12 protein-coding genes are annotated in these 14946 nt (G+C 59.5%); 5 read left to right on the forward strand and 7 right to left on the reverse strand.

The features are described from left to right. The first annotated feature begins 86 nt into the window (after window positions 1–86). Genes ACYZTR_RS05750 through ACYZTR_RS05765 form a run of 4 tightly spaced genes read left to right on the forward strand, consistent with a single transcriptional unit; the run spans window position 87 to window position 4906 of the window. Window positions 87–1598 (forward strand): efflux transporter outer membrane subunit, encoded by a 1512-nt coding sequence (locus tag ACYZTR_RS05750; protein ID WP_461977149.1) that lies wholly within the window; start codon window positions 87–89, stop codon window positions 1596–1598. Window positions 1599–1608: 10 nt separating this feature from the next. Beyond that, entirely contained in the window at window positions 1609–3813 is a 2205-nt protein-coding gene (locus tag ACYZTR_RS05755) for an FUSC family protein (RefSeq protein WP_461977151.1), read from the forward strand. Beyond that, window positions 3803–4003: a DUF1656 domain-containing protein gene (locus tag ACYZTR_RS05760; RefSeq protein ID WP_461977153.1), complete on the forward strand. Its 201-nt coding sequence runs from the start codon at window positions 3803–3805 to the stop codon at window positions 4001–4003. Before ACYZTR_RS05755 ends, ACYZTR_RS05760 begins: the two co-directional genes overlap by 11 nt. Window positions 4004–4042: 39 nt before the next feature. After that, complete coding sequence (locus ACYZTR_RS05765) at window positions 4043–4906, forward strand: efflux RND transporter periplasmic adaptor subunit (RefSeq protein ID WP_461977154.1); 864 nt, start codon at window positions 4043–4045, stop codon at window positions 4904–4906. Window positions 4907–4952: 46 nt separating this feature from the next. Here ACYZTR_RS05765 and ACYZTR_RS05770 read toward each other — a convergent pair whose 3' ends face one another. From ACYZTR_RS05770 to ACYZTR_RS05780, 3 genes are read right to left on the reverse strand one after another with little or no spacing between them, the layout of a single operon-like run. Continuing rightward, entirely contained in the window at window positions 4953–5351 is a 399-nt protein-coding gene (locus ACYZTR_RS05770; protein WP_461977156.1) for a DUF4440 domain-containing protein, read from the reverse strand. After that, complete coding sequence (locus ACYZTR_RS05775; RefSeq protein ID WP_461977158.1) at window positions 5348–6175, reverse strand: SDR family oxidoreductase; 828 nt, start codon at window positions 6173–6175, stop codon at window positions 5348–5350. Before ACYZTR_RS05775 ends, ACYZTR_RS05770 begins: the two co-directional genes overlap by 4 nt. Before the next feature lie 35 nt (window positions 6176–6210). Beyond that, window positions 6211–6675, reverse strand: coding sequence for a multidrug transporter (locus ACYZTR_RS05780; RefSeq protein ID WP_461977160.1), 465 nt, complete (start codon window positions 6673–6675; stop codon window positions 6211–6213). Window positions 6676–6857: 182 nt separating this feature from the next. Between ACYZTR_RS05780 and ACYZTR_RS05785 the strand changes: the two genes are divergently transcribed. Further along, window positions 6858–9719 carry an RHS repeat domain-containing protein gene (locus tag ACYZTR_RS05785; RefSeq protein ID WP_461979594.1) on the forward strand — a complete coding sequence of 954 codons (2862 nt, stop codon included), beginning with the start codon at window positions 6858–6860 and terminating at the stop codon, window positions 9717–9719. An 84-nt stretch (window positions 9720–9803) separates the two neighbouring features. Here ACYZTR_RS05785 and ACYZTR_RS05790 read toward each other — a convergent pair whose 3' ends face one another. The 4 genes from ACYZTR_RS05790 to ACYZTR_RS05805 all read right to left on the reverse strand — a co-directional run bounded on the left by ACYZTR_RS05790 (window position 9804) and on the right by ACYZTR_RS05805 (window position 14782). Beyond that, complete coding sequence (locus tag ACYZTR_RS05790) at window positions 9804–11255, reverse strand: mannose-1-phosphate guanylyltransferase/mannose-6-phosphate isomerase (RefSeq protein ID WP_461977162.1); 1452 nt, start codon at window positions 11253–11255, stop codon at window positions 9804–9806. Window positions 11256–11361: 106 nt separating this feature from the next. Continuing rightward, window positions 11362–12015 carry an alginate O-acetyltransferase AlgF gene (locus ACYZTR_RS05795; protein WP_461977164.1) on the reverse strand — a complete coding sequence of 218 codons (654 nt, stop codon included), beginning with the start codon at window positions 12013–12015 and terminating at the stop codon, window positions 11362–11364. 14 nt (window positions 12016–12029) lie between these two features. Beyond that, entirely contained in the window at window positions 12030–13205 is a 1176-nt protein-coding gene (locus ACYZTR_RS05800; RefSeq protein WP_461977166.1) for an alginate O-acetyltransferase, read from the reverse strand. Between the two features lie 11 nt (window positions 13206–13216). Continuing rightward, a complete protein-coding gene (locus ACYZTR_RS05805; RefSeq protein WP_461977167.1) occupies window positions 13217–14782 on the reverse strand; it encodes an MBOAT family O-acyltransferase in 1566 nt (521 codons plus the stop codon). Window positions 14783–14946 lie beyond the last annotated feature (164 nt).

Consider the following 14946-nt stretch of genomic DNA (forward strand, 5'->3'; position numbering starts at 1 on the left):
ACAGGATTCCCAGCTTATCGCCAACAAAGCCGACCCCTAGAATTGCGCACCTCAGGAACAACTCCCCACCTCAGGAAATCGCAGCAGTGCCGCGTCGCATCAGCAGAGCGCTTCAGACGCTCAGTGTTTTGGCTTTAACCCTGGCAATCAGCGGCTGCATCGGTACCGCAGGTTTGACCCCGCAGGGCAAGGCACTCGAGGCCAATTCATTGGCCACCGACGAAGCTATTCAGAGTGCCGCGCAGGACGCTCACTGGCCTGCCGCCCAATGGTGGCAGGCGTATGGCGACCGGCAACTGAACCGCTGGATCGACCTCGCCCTGCAAGGCAGCCCGACCATGGCCATGGCTGCAGCGCGAGTACGCCAGGCCAAGTCCATGGCCGGCATCGCCGAGTCCGCCGAGTCGTTGCAGATAAACGGTGAATCCACGCTCAAACGCCACAACTGGCCCACCGATCAGTTCTACGGGCCGGGCGAGCTGGCCAACACAACGACTTGGGACAACAACGCCGCGCTGGGTTTCAGCTATGCCCTCGACCTCTGGGGCCGCGAAAGCAACGCCACCGAGCGCGCCGTGGACATGGCCCACATGACGGCAGCCGAAGCACGGCTGGCGCAGCTCGAATTGCAGAACAACATCGTGCGCGCCTACATCGAGCTTTCATTGCATTACGCGCAACGGGACATCGTCGCCGCGACGCTGAAACAGCAACAGCAAATTCTCGACCTGGCGCAAAAGCGTCTCAACGGCGGCATCGGCACCCATTTTGAAGTCAGCCAGGCCGAAACGCCGTTGCCGGAAACCCATCGTCAGATCGATGCGCTGGACGAAGAAATCGCCCTGAGCCGCAATCAACTCGCAGCCCTGGCAGGTTTTGGCCCAGGGGAGGGCGCACAGTTGCAGCGGCCGACGCTGTCGTTGGGCGCGCCGCTGAAGTTGCCGTCGTCCTTGCCAGCGCAATTGCTCGGTCAACGCCCGGACGTGGTCGCCAGTCGTTGGCAAGTGGCGGCCCAGGCGCGGGGCATTGATGTGGCCCACGCCGGGTTCTACCCCAACGTCGATCTGGTCGGCAGCCTCGGCTACATGGCCACGGGCGGTGGAGCGTTGGAGTTCCTGACTGGCAAGAAACTCAACTACAGCGTCGGCCCGGCCATTTCGTTGCCGATTTTCGATGGCGGCCGTTTGCGCTCGGAGCTGGGCGCAGCCTCGGCCGGTTACGACATCGCCGTGGCCAAGTACAACCAGACGCTGGCCAATGCACTGAAAAACATCTCCGACCAGTTGATCCGCCGCGAATCCATGGACAAGCAGCAAACCTTCGCCGCCGAGTCGGTGGCCACCGCGCAGAAGACTTACGACATCGCGATGATCGCCTATCAGCGCGGCCTCACCGATTACCTCAACGTGCTTAGCGCCCAGACCTTGTTGTTCAAACAGCAACAGGTTCAGCAGCAGGTTCAGGCCGCACGCCTCAGCGCTCACGCTGGACTGGTGACGGCTTTGGGCGGCGGACTGGGCGCGGGTAACGATGCGCCGAAAGACAGTCGAACCCAGGCACCGAAAACCCCGGCCATTCTCCAAGCCCTCAATCATTGAACAGGACTCCATGACTCCCTTGCCCGCACCTTTGCGCTGGCTGTATTCCCTTGAATGGCGCCGGGGGTTCTTCGACTGGGCGCGCAGCGATGGTGTGACCTGGGTCTATATTTTCAAGGTGCTGTTCGCGGCGTTCCTGACCCTGTGGCTGGCCATGCGTCTGGAGTTGCCGCAACCGCGCACGGCGATGATCACCGTATTCATTGTCATGCAACCACAAAGCGGCCACGTATTCGCCAAGAGTTTCTATCGCTTCCTCGGCACCTTGGCCGGCTCGGCGGTGATGGTCGCGCTGATTGCCTTGTTCGCCCAAAACACCGAGCTGTTCCTTGGTTCGCTGGCGATTTGGGTGGGCATCTGCTCGGCCGGCGCGGCGCGCTATCGCAACTTTCGCGCCTACGGTTTCGTGCTCGCCGGGTACACCGCGGCGATGGTCGGTCTGCCCGCATTGGTTCACCCGGACGGCGCGTTCATGGCCGCCGTGTGGCGGGTGCTGGAAATTTCCTTGGGGATTATTTGCGCCACGCTGGTCAGCGCCGCGATCCTGCCGCAAACCGCCAGTGCCGCGATGCGCAACGCCTTGTATCAGCGCTTCGGCGTGTTCGCATTGTTTGTCACCGATGGATTGCGCGGTCGCAGCAAACGGGAGGCTTTCGAGGCGAGCAACGTGCGCTTCATCGCCGAGGCCGTGGGGCTGGAAGGGTTGCGCAGCGTCACTGTGTTCGAAGACCCGCACATGCGTCGGCGCAACGGTCGGCTCAGTCGATTGAACAGCGAGTTTATGGGCATCACTACGCGCTTCAACGCCCTGCACCAATTGCTTGAACGCTTGCGCAGCAGCGGCACTGATCACGTGGTCGCGGCGATCAAACCGGGTTTGCAAGACCTCGCCGAACTGCTTGATGGCTTCAGCGGCCGTGCCCTGACCAACGCCGATGCGGGGCGTCTGGTGATCGCGCTGACCACCTATAAAGGAGGTTTGCCGGCGCGCGTTCGCAGCTTGCGAGCGACCTTTCAGGAGTGCAATCCGAGCGACGTCGAGCAGCTGGATTTTCACACGGCATACGAATTGCTTTATCGCTTTGTCGATGACTTGCACAGTTATGCGCAGACCCACGCGTCACTGGCGGATCACAGCCATGCGCGCGAGCGTTGGGATGAGCCGTTTACCCCGCAAACCAACTGGATGGCGTCGGCCGCCTCGGGGATTCGCGCGGCATTCATTCTGGTTGTTCTGGGCAGCTATTGGGTCGCCACCGCGTGGCCGAGCGGAGCGACCATGACGCTGATCGCCGCTGCGACCGTGGGCCTTTCAGCGGCGACACCGAATCCAAAACGCATGGCATTTCAGATGGCTTGCGGGACGTTGCTCGGGGCACTGATCGGCTTCGTCGAGATGTTTTTCATCTTCCCCTGGATCGATGGTTTTCCATTGCTCTGCGTGATGCTCGCGCCGGTGATCGTGCTCGGTTCGTTCCTCACTTCGCGGCCACACTACGCCGGCGTGGGTCTCGGTTTGCTGATCTTTTTCAGCACCGGTTCGGTGCCGGACAACCTCACCGTCTACAACCCTTACGCCTTTATCAACGACTACATCGCCATGGTGCTCGGCATGCTGGTCTGCGCAGCCGCCGGGGCGATTATTCTGCCGCCCAACAGTCGCTGGTTGTGGCGTCGGCTGGAGCAGGATCTGCGCGGGCAAGTGGTGTACGCCATCAGCGGCAAACTCAAGGGTTTGGCGTCGAGTTTCGAAAGCAGCACCCGCGACCTGCTGCATCAGGCCTACGGTCTCGCGGCAGGGCAGCCGCAGGTGCAGCGGGACTTGCTGCGCTGGATGTTTGTGGTGCTGGAAGTCGGTCACGCGATCATCGAGTTACGCAAGGAACAGGCGATCCTGCCGGTGCATCCGGCCTATGCCGAATCTCAACCCTGGCGTCAGTCAATCAGGGTGATGGGCCGCTCGCTGGTGCGGCTGTTTTTGCAACCGAGCCAGAGCAATCTGGAGCGTGGATTGATCGCCGTCGATCACGCGATCAGCCGTGTGCAAGCCACCGACGAACCTTTCGCGCCGCACTTCGACACCTCGGCCCTGCGTCGGGTGAAGAGCTACCTGCACTTCATCCGCACCTCGTTGCTGGACCCGCAATCACCGCTCGCCGGCTACATGAATGCCAACGCCACCGCCAAGCCTCAAGGACTTGAACATGCCTCGTGAAATCGCCTTCCACGGCGTGTACATGCCGACCATGACCCTGATGTTTTTTATCGCAGCGGCACTGGCCTGGGCGCTGGACCGATTCCTGTCCGGGTTCGATCTGTACCGCTTCTTCTGGCACCCGGCGCTGTTGCGCCTGAGTTTGTTTACCTGTCTGTTCGGCACCCTGGCGCTGACTGTTTACCGTTGACTCTCTACCACTGACTCTCTATCACTGAAGAAGGCCCTGATGAAAAAGCTTTTCAGCCTGCTCGCCACTCTGTTGGTGCTGGTCCTTGCGATAGGGATCGGCCGGACCCTCTGGGTGCATTACATGGACACGCCGTGGACCCGCGACGGCCGGGTGCGCGCCGACATCATCAATGTGGCGGCGGACGTTACCGGCGAAGTGGTGGACGTGCCGGTGCGTGATAATCAATGGGTGAAGAAGGGTGATTTGCTGATGCAGATCGACCCCGAGCACTACCGCATCGCGGTCAAACAGGCACAGTCGCTGGTGGCCTCACGCAAGTCGACGTGGGAGATGCGCAAGGTCAATGCTCACCGCCGCGCCGACATGGACAACCTGGTGATCTCCAGGGAAAACCGCGACGACGCCAGCAACATCGCTGACTCGGCCCTGGCCGATTACCAGCACGCTCAGGCGCAACTGGAGGCCGCCGAACTGAACCTCAAACGCACCGAAGTGCGGGCGGCGGTGGACGGCTATGTGACCAACCTCAACGTGCATCGCGGCGATTACGCGCGCATCGGCGAAGCGAAAATGGCCGTGATCGATATGAACTCGTTCTGGGTCTACGGCTTCTTCGAAGAAACCAAATTGCCCCACGTGCGGGTCGGCGATAAAGCCGACATGCAGTTGATGAGCGGGGAAGTGCTGAAGGGGCATGTGGAGAGTATTTCTCGCGGTATCTACGACCGTGATAACCCGGAAAGTCGCGAGCTGATTGCGGACGTCAACCCGACCTTTAACTGGGTGCGGTTGGCGCAACGGGTGCCGGTGCGGATTCACATTGATGAAGTGCCGGAGGGTGTGCTGTTGGCGGCGGGGATTACTTGTACCGTGATAGTAAATCCCGCGGCTGGTGAGTAACCCTGTGGCGAGGGAGCAAGCTCCCTCGCCACAAAAAGCGACCGCATCAGCCGTTACAAAACGTCTCATGCAAATGCCGCCAAACCACCTTGCCATCCGCCAGGTTCTCAAACACCACCGTCGATCGCCGATCAGAGTGCAACCCCGTCGCATCGGTCTGCCGGTCGCGATAACTCACCGTTGCACCACCGTCGTACAGAGCGACGCCGCGCAACTCGCTGAGCTCAATTCTGAACCCGAGCTTTTTCCCGCCCGCCAGCAGAAACAACTCATTCAACGCCTCAAAATCCAGCACCCGCCCCAATGGCGAGATCATGGAAAACTGTGGCGAAAAACGGGTCAGCAACTGTTCAAGCTCTGACTCGTCTCGTTCCTCGGCCAGCCACTGCTCAATGGCAACGTGGGCCTGAATCACTTCGTCAAAGTATTGGGTGTAGTCGGTCACAAGAGCTGCCCCTTCAATCCAAACCGCTTCATTAATCCCGCTTCCAGCCAGGCTTTAGGCAACAACCCCGCCAACAACGGCAACGCCCGACTGCCATTGCCCAGACGAATCAGGCGCGGTGGTTTGCTCTGCTGCACAGCCTTGAGCAAATCCTCTGCAAACTCCTTGGCTGGCGTCGGTTTGTCCTGAGAAGCCTTGGCCCGCGCGCGAATACCTTCACGCAGCGGAAACCACGGCGATTGCTCAGTGATCAACTGCTCAGCCTCATGACCGGCATTCTTGGCAAAACTGGAAGCGATGGCTCCCGGCTGGACCTCCATGACCCGCACGCCAAACGGCGCCAGCTCCATACGCAACGCATCGGTCAAGGCATGCACTGCCGCTTTCGAGGCGCAGTAGGCGCCGGCGAATGGCGTGACCAAAACCCCGGACACGCTGCCGATGTTCACCACCAGACCTTTGGCCCGGCGCAGCACCGGGAACATCGCGCGGGTGACGCCGACGATGGCGAACACATTGGTTTCGAATTGCCGCTGCATGGCCGGCACACCGCCGTCGAGCAACGGCCCCATGGCGCCGTAACCGGCGTTGTTGATCAGCAAGTCGAGGCCGCCATGTTGCTGGTTGATGTGTTCGCTCAAGTGTTCGAGTCCGGCACCGTCGTTGACGTCCAGTTGCACGGCGGTGAAACCGGCAGCGGCCAGAGCCACCACGTCTTCAGCCTTGCGGGCGCTGGCCCAGACTTCGTAACCGGCACTTTTGAACACCTCGGCGAGGGCACGGCCAATGCCGCTGGAACAACCGGTAATCAATGCAACGGGCATGGCGCGGTCCTTGTGCAAAAAGAGAAAAGGGAAGATCAATCGGAGAAACTACCGTGCAAACGCTCGGCGCGAAACTCCAGCGTTTGCGGGCGATAGCCAGGACGCAGCGGCGGCATTGGCAAGCAGTCTTCCCAGTTCGCGCCGGCCTGCAGTTCGCCGGGGCCGCGATAGCGCGGTGCGGCGTATTGATTGTCGGCCAGATTGACCGTGTCGCCCGGCGCATAGGCGGCGATGCGCCAGCGCAGTTCGGTCAGCGGCACGTCGTTGCCGTTGTTCATTTTCAGTTGCAACGGGCGATCGGTCGGACAGTGTTCTGGCGCGTAGGTGATGCGCAACTCCAGGCGCGCCAGTTGCTTGACCTCGCGGTTGTCCAGCCAGATCACCCATGTTGCCACCAGAGCCAACCCAATGGCCGCCGCCACCGAGACCGGCAATGCCTTGGCTGGGTAGCGCAGCAAAAGGATCAGCCAGGTAATGACCAGCAGGACGCCGATGAACATGTTTGAACGCTCCTTGAACTCATGACCACCATCCTACCGAAGGGCCGAAGGAATGGACATTCGTCGATCAAGGTCCTTTGCCGTTGGTCGGCACTGTGATTTCTGACAGTAGCCACGCTTGTCCACGAACGGTTAGATGACCACTGGTAAACAGGGACGCCACCGGCATGCAGACCTTGACGATGGGAATGCACCACAAAACACCCAGATTGTCCGTTGTCGAGCCACGTGGTCTGCCGATCCGTTCGGTTGATTATTGGCGCGAGGTCGAAGGCGTTCCTACTCAGGCACGTATCAACCGCATCCTCCACAATGCCGCAGGACTCGCGGTGAAACTGTGGGATCCGCGGTTTTGGGCGATGAAACAAGAAGAGCTGATGACTCCCGCCAACCTCACGACGGTGTTTTCGCTGTCGGGTAACGCGCTGCTCACTGACAGCGTCGATGGCGGTTGGCAGCTCAACCTGCCAGGTCTGGGTCATGAGGTTTTGCTGGGATGGGACAGTCGAGGCGCGCGACGTGAAGTCGAGTATGACGATCTGCTTCGTCCCGTTTCGGTGTTCGAGCAGGGCGGGACGGAGCCAGGCCGTTGTGTTGAACGCATGGCCTATGGAGGGCCCGATCACGGCGATCACAATCAATGTGGCCAGTTGATCCGTCACGACGACCCCGCAGGAACGGTACTGTTCGAGGCCTTTTCAATCACTGGCCAATGCGTGAAGCAAGTCCGTCACTTCACCCTGGACCCTGTTACACCTGACTGGCCGGCGTTGGAAGCCGATCGCCAGCGCCTGCTTGAGCCGGGGGACGGAGCCGCTTCGACGTGGCGTTTCGGTCCACTGAATGATGTGCAGGATCAGAGCGATGCCAAGGACAACCGCCAGGTCTTCAGCTTGACCCTTGAGGGTCGTTTGCGTGAGACGCGTCTGCAACTTCAGGGACTGACCACGTGGCAAACGCTGGTCAACAATATTCAGTACAACGCCGAGGGGCAAGTTACCCACGAAACTGCCGGCAATGATGTAGAAACAACCCTGCTTTACCGCGCTGAAGACGGTTTGTTGATGGAGCGTCGGGCACAGGACGCCAACACCCGAATCCTGCAGCAGCTGATCTACGACTACGACCGGACGGGCAATGTCCTGAGCATCGAGGACAAGGCATTGCCGGTGCGTCACTTCGCCAACCAACGTATCGAACCGATCAGTCGCTTTAGCTACGACAGCCTTTACCAATTGATCGAGGCCTTTGGTTGGGAGGCGGGTAGCGCCAATCAGGGACCGGAATCGGTAGGGAGGACCGATCCTGCGGCGGTCAGCAACTATCACCAAACCTACCGTTATGACGAAGGCGGCAATTTGTTAAAGCTGACGCACGTCGGCGCACAAAGCCCGGGGCGTGAACTGCAAGCCGCCCGATACAGCAATCGTTGTCTGCCCTATCGCAGCGGCGTGCCGCCGACCGAAGCAGAAATCGCCACCGCGTTCGATGCCCGGGGTAATTGTCTGGAACTGGATCAGGGACGGTTTTTGACGTGGGGCCTGCGTAACCAGTTGCAATCGGTCAGCCCGGTGGAGCGCACCTCCGGGGACAATGACCGGGAGGCCTATGTCTACGATGGCAGTGGTCAACGCGTGCGCAAGATTCGCTCGTTGCAGACCAATGCCCGAACCGTTGTGGCTGAAATGCGTTACTTGCCGGGACTTGAACTGCGCACCGATGACGGGACTGCGGAAAGGTTACAGGTGATCACCGCCCAGGCGGGTCTCAACAGCGTGCGCGTGCTGCACTGGGAGACCGATCCTTCGCACAGCATGAACAACGATCAATACCGTTACAGCCTCGGCGACCACTTGAGTTCTTGCACGCTGGAGCTTGCGGATGACGCACGAATCATGAGTCGGGAAATCTATTACCCGTTTGGCGCTACGGCCTGGGTTGCCGGGGATGATGTGATAGAGGTCAGTTATAAAGTCATTCGCTACTCGGGCAAAGAGCGGGATGCCACCGGGCTTTATTACTATGGTTTGCGTTATTACGTGCCGTGGTTGCAGCGCTGGCTCAATCCTGATCCCAAGGGGTTTGTCGATGGGCCGAACCTGTATCAGATGGTTGGTAATTCGCCCATGAATTATGTCGATAGCGACGGCGGTGGAAAGACCAAAGCTTCAGAGTTGAGCCGAAGCCTGGACAAGCAACAGGCCTTGGTCTCATCGGTTGGAGGAGCCGTTTCTGATCTCAAAAATTCAATGCTTAACCACACCTATGCGCAGCATCGGTTCAAAGCTTTGGGCAGACGAGTCGCTACCCAGCTTGTTAGCAGTGCTTTCAGTACTGCCAGTGAGGCGGCGGGAGCGGCGGGGGGCGGTGCCTTGGGTGGGTTGGCGGGGCCGTTGACGGGTGCGCTCGGAGCTAAAGCCGGGAAGGCAATCGGCTCCAGGATGGCAGATGCCTTGATTGCCAAGGTGGTGGACACCCATCAACTGGACCGTCCGATCAACTTCAAGGGTAACGAAATGAACCCTAAAACATTTGTTGAGAGCGTTGAACCCAAAAAGAAACTCAGTCTTGCAACGGCAAAACTTGAACTGTCGGCGGTTGACCCGCGGACACGTGAAGGGCGAAAGCAATTGGAGAAAAAAGTCACCACTGCGGTTGTGGATAAAGTTGTCGCAAAGGTGGCCAGTAAGTTGGGATCGGAAGCGCCGGGTCTGATCAAGACAGGTCGGGAGTTTTACCAGGCATCGCAAGGACTGAACGCGACATCGCTTAGCGAGGCTTATGACGAGACGCCAGCAGTGATCGATATGCTGGAGTTCAGGATGCAGGCAATCAAAACTGAATTCGCGGTTTCCGGTAGCGCGGATCCGGAAACCTTCGAGCGTATCGCTGAGCTCTCGACGCAGACGCAGGCAGTGGTTCAGACATTGAACCGAAACCAGGATTTCATTGAGCTCGTCGCGCCCAAGCCTTACGCCGGAAGACGACAATCACTGAATGGAACGTCCAGGTCAGCCCCGGTTCGGCAAATGTCAAAAGGCTGATGCAAGAAAAAAGCCCCCACCCAACCCGCTGCGGATAGGGGAAACGCAGCGGGTCGGACGGGGGCTTCTGGTGTTACAGATCAATTACCGCGCGATGGTTTTCACCGATACGCCGCGTTCTATCGGGGTAGAGCGACCGTAGATATCTTCAAACCGCTCGATATCGTCTTCGCCCAAGTAGCTGCCCGATTGCACTTCGATGATTTCCAGCGAGATCTTGCCCGGATTGCGCAAGCGGTGGACCGAAGCGATCGGGATGTAGGTCGACTGGTTTTCAGTGAGCAGGAACACGTTTTCGTCGCAGGTCACTTCAGCCGTGCCGCTGACCACGATCCAGTGTTCGGCGCGGTGGTGGTGCATCTGCAGCGACAGACACGCGCCCGGTTTGACCGAGATGCGTTTGACCTGGAAGCGGCCGCCCATGTCCACCGAGTCGTAGGAGCCCCACGGACGATAGACTTCGCAGTGGGTCTGGGTTTCGCTGCGGCCTTGTTCGTTGAGGGTGTTGACCATCTGTTTCACGCCTTGGACCTTGTCCTTGTGGGCGATCATCATGGCGTCCTTGGTTTCGACGACCACGATGTTTTCCAGGCCAATCACCGACACCAGTTTGCCGTTGCCATGGATCATGCAGTTTTTGCTGTCCTGGATGACCACGTCGCCTTTGGTGACGTTGCCGTTGGCGTCTTTTTCATTCACTTCCCACAACGACGCCCAGCAGCCGACATCGCTCCAGCCCGCGGTCAGCGGTACAACGCAGGCGCGCTGGGTTTTTTCCATCACCGAGTAGTCGATAGAGTTGTCCGGGCAGCAAGCGAAGGTGGCGGCGTCGACGTCGACGGTGTCGGCATCCTGCTCGCTGCGCTCAAGGGTCAGCATGCAGGTGTCGTAGATGTCCGGATCGTGTTTTTTCAGTTCTTCGAGGAAACGGCTGGCGCGGAACAGGAACATGCCGCTGTTCCAGAAGTAACCGCCGGACTCGACGAACTCGGTGGCGCGCTTCACGTCCGGTTTTTCGACGAAGTGCGAGACGCGGCTGACGCCTTCCGGCAGCAGCGAATCATTGGCCGACTTGATGTAGCCATAGCCGGTTTCCGGTTTGGTGGCCGGTACGCCGAACAGCACCATTTCGCCGTTTTCTGCGGCGACGGTGGCCAGGGCCAGCGCGCGTTGCAGGGCTTTCTGATCTTCCAGCACGTGGTCGGCCGGCAGCACGAGCATCAACTCGTCGCGACCTTCGTTGACCAGCATCATCGCGGTCAAGGCAACGGCCGGCGCGGTGTTGCGGCCGAACGGTTCCATCAGGATGCGCTGGGTGTCCAGTTTACGGGCGGCCAATTGCTCGTTGACGATGAAACGGTGTTCTTTGTTGCAGACCACGATCGGCGTGTCCATGCCTTCGAACACCAGGCGTTCCAGGGTTTGCTGGAACAGTGTTTGTTCGCCGGTCAGGGCGAGAAATTGCTTGGGGAATTGCTTTCGCGAAAGCGGCCAAAGACGTGAGCCGCTACCACCTGACAAGATCACCGGAATCATGTTGTTACTCCTTGAAAATCGTATGGGTCAGAGCTACTGCGTTCTGTCGTTTCACTCTTGTTCTTATTCCGTGTCCGGGTAGCCCGTGGGCTACCCGACAAAATGATTAGCGCGTCGAAACCGGGCGTTTTACCCAGACTGGCGACAGGCTGCTGCCGGTGCCAGTGACGTACAGCACGGCGGCTTCACCACGTTCCAGGGCAACCGGTTTCACGTCGCCGACTTTCTTGTCGCCATCGTATAGAGCCAGGCTGACTTTCACTGGGTTGATTTCACGCTCGCCACGGCCCTTGGCGGCCACGGTCGGGACCACTTCGGTCTTGCCGTCAGCGGTTTTCAGGGTCAGGGCCTTGTCGCTGAGGTTCTGTACGCGAACCAGGGATTTCTGCTTGTTCTTGAATGGCGGCTCTTCGATCAGTTGCGGCGCGCCGCTGGCGTTGCTGACCAGGGTGTAATAGTGATCACCGGCCAGTTTCACCGGCAGGGTCTGGCTGCCGACCTTGGCGCTGTAATCGCCGCCCGGCATGAAGCTGAAGTCACTGCTGGACAGCGGCGCGACTTCGCTCAGGTTGGTAGTACCGACGGTGGCGCTGACTTCAGCGTTACCGGCGTTGTAGATACGCACGAAGCTTGAGCCTTTCGGTGCGGTCGGGCCGTAGAGTGCGGCGTCGCCAGCGAAGGCGGACATCGACAGAACGCTCATGCCAGCGACGAGAGCAAAAGTCTTGGCGAGACGGCGAGGAGTAGTAGTGAAAGTCATGGTGTACCTCTCTTTCAGTTTTGCGCCCGGTCGGGCGTCTCGGATTTAGTGTTTGCGGCTACGTTTTGTTGGCGAGCGCCGGCTTCTTTGAGCTCTGCGACCCACTGCGGGTCGGCGTCACCGATTTCGTTGTTCACAGGCAGATAACGTTCAGGAAACTCCCAGATCAGCACCTGTGGCGGGCTGTTCTTGAAAGCATCACTTTTCAGGTAGGTGAGCATCGGCAGAATCGGGCCGTGGCCGTCTTCGGCGTAATTGACCACGTCGCTGTTCAGTGCTTGTTTCAGCGCACCGACGAAGTTCCAGTTGGGGTTGGCGCTGTAGCTGGTGCCGATCAGGGCCACCGGCACTTCAGTGTTGGCGAACAGGGCGTCATCACCGGCAGGCTGGTCTTGCGCCGCAACGGTATTGCGCTTCTGCAACGGCTCGGGCTTGGGCATCAGGTTTTCGAACAGCGGGTCCAGCGGCAGGAACAACCGCAGGTCGCCCTTGTGAGTCACCTTCTCCGCAGGTTCAGTGACGAAGTGTTGCGGCTCGCCGCTCAGCGGGTATTTTTCGGTAATGGATTTCGCCAGGGTTTCGGCGGCGATTTGCGCGCCTTCCGGGGTCCAGTGGGTGTCGGTGCGCAGGAACACTTGCTGACCGTCCAGTTTGCCCCTCAGCAGCGGGCCGAACAGGTCGGGAGCGAGGACCTTGTTGGCCGCCACACGAGCGTGGAAGTCCTCATAGAGGTTGGCGTGGATACTCGAAGGTTTCGCTTCACCCAAGTGTTCCGGGTACACGCGAGTCTTGGCCGGCAAGATCGCCATGACCAGTTTCACGCCTTTGGCTTTCAGTTCCTGGCGCACGCCTTCGACCAGCGCGTAGTTGCCTTGCAGGTTCAATTCTTCGTTAACGATCGGGTTGAATTCCTCATCGCTGTACAACCACTGATCGCGACCGAGCACGACGCCCGGACGACCTTCGTTGAACAGTTTGAAATCCAGCGCAGCCCAAAGGTTGGTGCCCAGACGCTTGATCGGGAACTCTTCGTCGTAGTGCGTCTCGACGGCCTTGGTCCAGCGACCGTTGAGCACGGTCGCATCGGCGTTGGTGCTGAAGCCGAAGAAGCTGCGCGTCGACCACAGGCCGAGGACGACCAGCGTCACCATGAACAGGGCGATGTAGAAGATGCGTAATGAGCGGGTCATGGTCAGATCCCTCAGAACTGGAAGTAAAGGAACGGCGAGAAGCTTTGCGCCGAGAGTTTGAAAATCGAGGCGATGAACAACACCAGTACCAGCGTACGCATCACGTAACGAGACCAGTCAGCGGTCCAGTAGGCCGGTTGCACGGTCGCATCAACGCCAACGGTGTAGCCAGGTTCGTGGATGCTGCCCGGGTTGTCGCCCGGTACGGCTTTGATCATTCCAGGCGTCGCGGTGGCCGGGCCATCGGCCTCGACGTTCACCACAGGCTGGGTCTTTTCAGGCGGCAGGTTGCTGTAGAAGTCACGAATGCCAAAGAACGCCAGGGTCATGTAAGCCACCACCAGGGTCGCCACTTGCAGACCGGTGAGGCTGGCCGCGTTGAGTTCCGACAGTGACCATTCGCCGAAGCTGAACATCGCGCCGTACATACGACCGGCGACGTGCAGGTTTTCCGAGCGGAAGATCACCCAGCCCATGACCACGAGCAGGAAGGTCAGCGCCCAGCGGATCGGGTTGATGCTGCGCGGCGACGTGTTCAGGCCAAGGGCTTTTTCGATTGCCAGCCACATGCCGTGCCAGGCGCCCCAGATGATGTAAGTGATGTTCGCGCCGTGCCACAGACCACCCAGCAACATGGTCAGGAACAGGTTGCGATAGGTCATCAGCGTACCTTTGCGGTTACCGCCCAGTGTGATGTACAGGTAGTCACGCAACCAGGTGGACAGGCTGATGTGCCAGCGACGCCAGAACTCGGTGATCGACTGGCTGATGTACGGCTGCTTGAAGTTTTCCATGAAGCGGAAACCCATCATCAAGCCCAGACCGATCGCCATGTCGCTGTAACCGGAGAAGTCGAAATACAACTGCGCGGTGTAGGCCAGAGCGCCGAGCCAGGCGTCGCCTGTGGTCGGGTTCTGCAAGGCGAAACAATGGTCGGCCACCACCGCGAGGGTGTCGGCGATGAAGACCTTCTTGATGAAACCCTGCATGAACCGCGTGGCACCCTCGGAGAACTTGTCGAGGGTGTGAGTGCGGTTGTTGAACTGGTCGGCGAGATCGCGGAAACGCAACACGGGACCTGCGATCAGGTGCGGGAAGATCGCCACAAACGCTGCGAAGTCGATCAGGTTGCGGGTCGCCGGCGTGTCACCACGGTAGACGTCGATAATGTAGCTGATGGACTCGAAGACGTAGAACGAGATCCCGATCGGCAACAGCACGTGGGTCAGGATGAACGGCGACAGACCGACCGAGCTCATCATCGCGTTGATGCTGTCGACGCCGAAGTTGGCGTACTTGAAGTAGCCGAGAATGCACAGGTCGACGCCCACGCCCAGGAGCAACCAGCGCTGTGCCGGTTTGGTCCGAACGCCTGCGGCACCGACTTTGAGGCCGATCCAGTAGTTCCACAACGTGACGGCTGCGAACAGCGCAAGGAAGTCCACACGCCACCAGGCATAGAACACGTAGCTGGCGAGCAGCAGCAGCAGGTTGCGATAGCGTATTCCGCTTAAGTAGTACATGCCGAGAAAGATCGGCAAGAACAAAAACAGGAACACGTTGGATGAAAATACCATCCCGGTCTCTCCATGTTTAACCAACAGTCAAGGGCCAACGGCCCCCCCAAACCCCCCACCGAAATCCGGGGGATACATGATCGTTCCCACGCTCTGCGTGGGAATGCCTCACTGGACGCTCTGCGTCCGCTTCGGCATGTGACGCGGAGCGTCACGGGCTGCCA

Source organism: Pseudomonas sp. Hz4, assembly GCF_054898165.1.